The organism is Longimicrobium sp., assembly GCF_036554565.1.
GTDB lineage: Bacteria > Gemmatimonadota > Gemmatimonadetes > Longimicrobiales > Longimicrobiaceae > Longimicrobium.
The window spans coordinates 1-4,126 of record NZ_DATBNB010000351.1; the positions used below are offsets into that span (position 1 = coordinate 1).

Consider the following 4,126-nt stretch of genomic DNA (forward strand, 5'->3'; position numbering starts at 1 on the left):
GAACGGCTTTTGCGGGACCTTTCCGTCCAGTGGCGCGTGCTCCGACGCCGCGATCTCGTCCAGCGTGCCGCCCAGGTGCACCGTGGCCGCGCGCGCGCACTCGGGGTTCTTCCACGGGATGGGGCCGCTGAGCGCCCAGTCGATCTTGAACGAGCCCGCGCCGTACCGAAACCGCTCCAGCGCCCGCCGGTAGCGTCCGGACAGGCGGTGCCCGGCCACCCGCAGAACCTGTCGTGGAGTCAGGTCCAGCAGCACGAGCGGCACGCCCTGGAACTCGTCGATGTTGTCCACCGGCGCACCCGTGACGATCTCTCCGCCCAGCGAACGGAGGTACGAGGCCAGCGCGTTCGCGATGCTCTGCGAGCCGCCGCGGGCGATGGGCCACCCCACCGCGTGCCCCGCGGCAACGAGGGTCAGCCCGAAGGCGGCGGTGGGCGAGCGGGTGAGGGGCACCATGCTGTGGGCGGCGTTCCCCGCGAACAGCGCGCGCGCCAGCTCGCCCTGGAACCGGCGCTTCGCCAGCCCGTACGCCGGCCGGATGCCGTACACGCCAAACCGCGCCAGCAGCAGCGGGTGGTCGGGAAACTCCAGCGGCCCCAGCACGTCTTCCGCCAGTACCAGCCAGCGGCGCACCCACGGGTTCATCAGCTTCTTCCAGGCGCGCGCGTCGGGGCCCAGCGTGGCGCCGGTCTCCTCCATCGACCGCTCCAGCATGGCCACGGTGCCGTCGTCCTGCGGATGCGCCAGGCAGGCCGGCGAGTGCACCCACTGCAGCCCGTGCTCGGCCAGCGGCAGTGAGCGGAAGAAGGGCGACGACACACCCAGCGGGTGCACGGTGGAGCACACGTCGTGGTGAAAGCCGGGAAGCGTCAGCTCCTCGGTGCGCATCCCCCCGCCGATGGTATCCGCCGCCTCGCGCACCACCACGCGCCGCCCCGCCTGCGCGAGCGCGATGGCCGCCGCCAGCCCGTTGGGCCCCGATCCCACCACCACCGCGTCCGGACGTGCCATCCCACCCTCCCGGTTTGCCCTCCGCCTGGTGCCACGCGCGCCGACCGGGGCACGACCCATACCAGAAGGGGCGAACGGAAAAAGGGCGCCTCCGCCATCGCGGAAGCGCCCTCTCGGCATCGGCGTACGCCGGTTCAGCGCCGGAACTCGTACACGGTTTCGTACGTGGTGGTGCAGTGAACCGGGTTCCGGCAGCTCTCGGTGAGCACCACCTTCCGGGTATGGAAGCTCGCCTGGAACCGTTTGAAACCGAACTGAACCCACCCTTCGGAACGCGAATAGGAGCCTTCGTTGGTTTGCCGGCCTCCGTCGTACACTGCGCAGCCGAGCCCCGGCGGCGGATCGGGCGGGCAGCGGTCGACGGAGACCATGCTGGCCGTGCCGTCGGGCCGAAGCGTAAGCTCGGCACTTACTGCCTCGACTAGTTCGTAGTGCCGGTGCGGCGCAGGGAGCGGCTTTCCATTCACGGTCGCGAGAGTGTAGACGACTGCATCGGTTCCGACCGGCCCTTCGCAGCCGCCCAGGATCACCACCGCCAGCAGCACCGCTCCTCGGCACAGGGTGTCGAACGCCACCTTCATCGCACTCGATCCAGATTCGTTGGTTTGCAGGGACTCGCGCCGCGAGAACGCGTGCCGAAGCGATTGTGACACGCTGGCTTTGCGGAGTCGGCAGAAGATCATCCCCGCCGGCTCCGCTTCGTTGTGCCCCTGGAGCGTCAGGCCGCGTCGGACTTCTCGGCGGAGCCGCTCTTTTCCTTCTCCTTCTCGCGTTCGCCGCTCTTGTCCTTCTCCCGCTCGCCCGACCCGCTCTTTCCCTTGCTGCTCTCGCCCGGCCGGTACGAGCTGTCGCTATCGCCGCCGGAGATCACGCGGATGGGGATGGGGTTGGGGATGGCCACCTCCACCCGCTCCGTGCGGTTGGCCTGCACGCGCTGGATCCAGGCGTCGTCTTTGGCCGCGCCGCCGGACTGCATGACCATGCGCGCCACCCGCAGCCCGTCGGCGTTGGAGATGCGGATGGATCCGTGCGACGCCGCCGTTCCCAGCGACTCCGGCTCGTTTGTGCCGTGGATGGAGCGTGGCGGATCGTACACCATCTGAATGCGCCCGAGCGGGTTCTCGGGGTCGCCCGGCTCCGACACCTCTTCGTCCTTGGCCCATTCCTCGTCCGTAGGCGGCGTCCAGCGCGGGTTGAACACCACCTGGCCGACGGTCCACTCACCCGTGCGGGTGGGCCACTCCTCGGTCCCCACCGCGATGGCGTGCGTGCTGACCACCTGGTCGTTGCGGTACACGTACAGCTTGCGCTCGGCGACGTTCACCTCCAGCCGCAGGTCTGGCGGCGGCATGGGCGGGGGCGCCGGCTGGGCCGGGGCCTGCGCCTGTGTCTGCGCGGGCGCCGCGGCCGCCGCGTCGCCTGAGGCGTCGTTTTCGTCCGAGCTGTCCTTGACCGAGCATCCCGCCGTCGCCAGCAGCGCCGCGGCCAGCGCCGTTCCTATCCACCGTTGCAGCATCCATCGCTCCTTTCCAGGGTTTGCACCGCCCCCCAAGCAAGGCGTGCGCCGCCAGACGCCGATTCGCTTCCCTCGACATTCGAGTCTGGCCGCGTCCTTGCGACCCTGCGACGCGCCCCACCCCCACCGCGCACGAGGCTCAAGATGATCTGCATCCTTCACGGATACCTGCTGGAAGGCTCGGGAAGCAACCTGTGGACACGCTCCATCGTGGAGTCGCTCTGCAGGGAAGGCCACAACGTTCACCTGATGGCGCAGGAGAACCACCCCGAGCGCTACCCGTTCATCACCGAGGCGCGCCGCTACCGGGGCGACGAGCCCGCCGAGACGTTCTACCGGGCGGACGCGGAGCACCCGGGGTGCTGCGTGCTCCACAAGCCGGTGCTGGGCGACACCCTGCCGGTGTACGTGTGGGACAAGTACGAGGAGTTCCCCAACGTGGTGCCGATGGTTGACCTGGACGACGAGGCGGTGGAGGCGTACGTGGACCGCAACGTCCGCGCGCTGCGCCGCATCGTCGCCGAGAACGGCATCACCGCCATCCACGCCAACCACGCGGTGCTGATGTCCGTCGTCGCGCAGCGGGTGAGCGAGGAGACGGGCGTTCCCTTCGCGGTGATGCCGCACGGAAGCGCGCTGGAGTTCGCCGTCAAGCGCGACGAACGGTTCCACCGGCTGGCGCTGGCCGCGTTCACCTCCGCACGGCGCGTGTTCGCCATCGGCGGCGAGATGCGCGACCGGGTGCGCGGCATCCTGGGCGCCGTGCCGAACCTGGAAGAGAAGTTCTCGGAGCTTCACCTGGGCGTCGACACCAGCCAGTTCGAGCCCATCCCCCGGTCGGAGCGGCCGAACAACGTCGCCCGCCTGGCGGAAGCGCTGGCGGGGATGAAGCGCGGCCGCGTTCCCGCCCAGGAGACGGAGATGCTGGGCCGGCTGCGGGGCGACATGACCATGGACGAGCTGCGCGCCGTGTTCGCCGATGCCCAGCGGTACGAGGGCAAGACGCCGGACGAGGCGCTGGAAGCCAAGCTGAACGGCGTGGACTGGGCTCGAGACCCCACGCTGCTCTTCGTGGGCCGATTGATCAGCAGCAAGGGAATCCAAAGTGTGGTCGCCGCCCTGCCGCTGATCCTGGAAAAGCGCCCGGACCTGCGGGTGATCGTCGTGGGGCACGGCCCCCTGCGCGAGGTGCTGGAGGCGCTGCTCTGGGCGCTGCGCGAGGGGGAGCGGGCCCTGGTGGACCTGATCGTGGCCCACGGCCGCGTGCTGGAGGGTTCGCCGGAGGGGGAGTCGGAGGGCGAAGAGCTGACGCAGGTGGCGCTGTACCTGGAGCAGCTGCGCGAGCGCGGCGAGCTGGACGCGTACTACGCCGCCGCGCAAAAGCACCTGCGGCCGGATACGGTGCTGTTCACGGGCTACCTGACGCACCGCGAGCTGCACCACCTCTTTCCGTGCTGCGACGCGGCGGTGTTCCCCTCCGTGGTGAAGGAAGCGGGTCCGCTGGTGTTCCTGGAGGCGCTGGCGTCGGGCGCGTTTCCCCTGGGCACCTACTTCGCGGGGATGAAGGCCAGCATCGACTCCGTGGCCCAGGCGCTCCCG

At 70.0% G+C, this 4,126-nt stretch carries 4 protein-coding genes; 1 reads left to right on the forward strand and 3 read right to left on the reverse strand.

Features of this window, described 5'->3' with window-relative positions:
- The 3 genes from VIB55_RS09810 to VIB55_RS09820 form a co-directional block, all read right to left on the reverse strand.
- The coding region (locus tag VIB55_RS09810; RefSeq protein ID WP_331876471.1) for an NAD(P)/FAD-dependent oxidoreductase at window positions 1–1,011 on the reverse strand (1,011 nt) is incomplete at its 3' end.
- A gap of 134 nt (window positions 1,012–1,145) precedes the next feature.
- The gene (locus tag VIB55_RS09815) at window positions 1,146–1,694 is read right to left on the reverse strand and encodes a hypothetical protein (protein WP_331876472.1); all 549 of its coding nucleotides are present in this window, start codon (window positions 1,692–1,694) and stop codon (window positions 1,146–1,148) included.
- Between the two features lie 35 nt (window positions 1,695–1,729).
- The gene (locus tag VIB55_RS09820; RefSeq protein WP_331876473.1) at window positions 1,730–2,527 is read right to left on the reverse strand and encodes a L,D-transpeptidase; all 798 of its coding nucleotides are present in this window, start codon (window positions 2,525–2,527) and stop codon (window positions 1,730–1,732) included.
- Window positions 2,528–2,671: 144 nt separating this feature from the next.
- Here VIB55_RS09820 and VIB55_RS09825 point away from each other — a divergent pair.
- Window positions 2,672–4,126 (forward strand): glycosyltransferase (locus VIB55_RS09825; protein WP_331876474.1); only part of this gene is annotated, 1,455 nt, incomplete at its 3' end.

Coding starts and splice junctions, on each gene's coding strand:
- VIB55_RS09815 (WP_331876472.1), bottom strand. CDS start 1,694: ATGATCTTCTGCCGACTCCGCAAAGCCAGCGTGTCACAATCGCTTCGG.
- VIB55_RS09820 (WP_331876473.1), bottom strand. CDS start 2,527: ATGCTGCAACGGTGGATAGGAACGGCGCTGGCCGCGGCGCTGCTGGCG.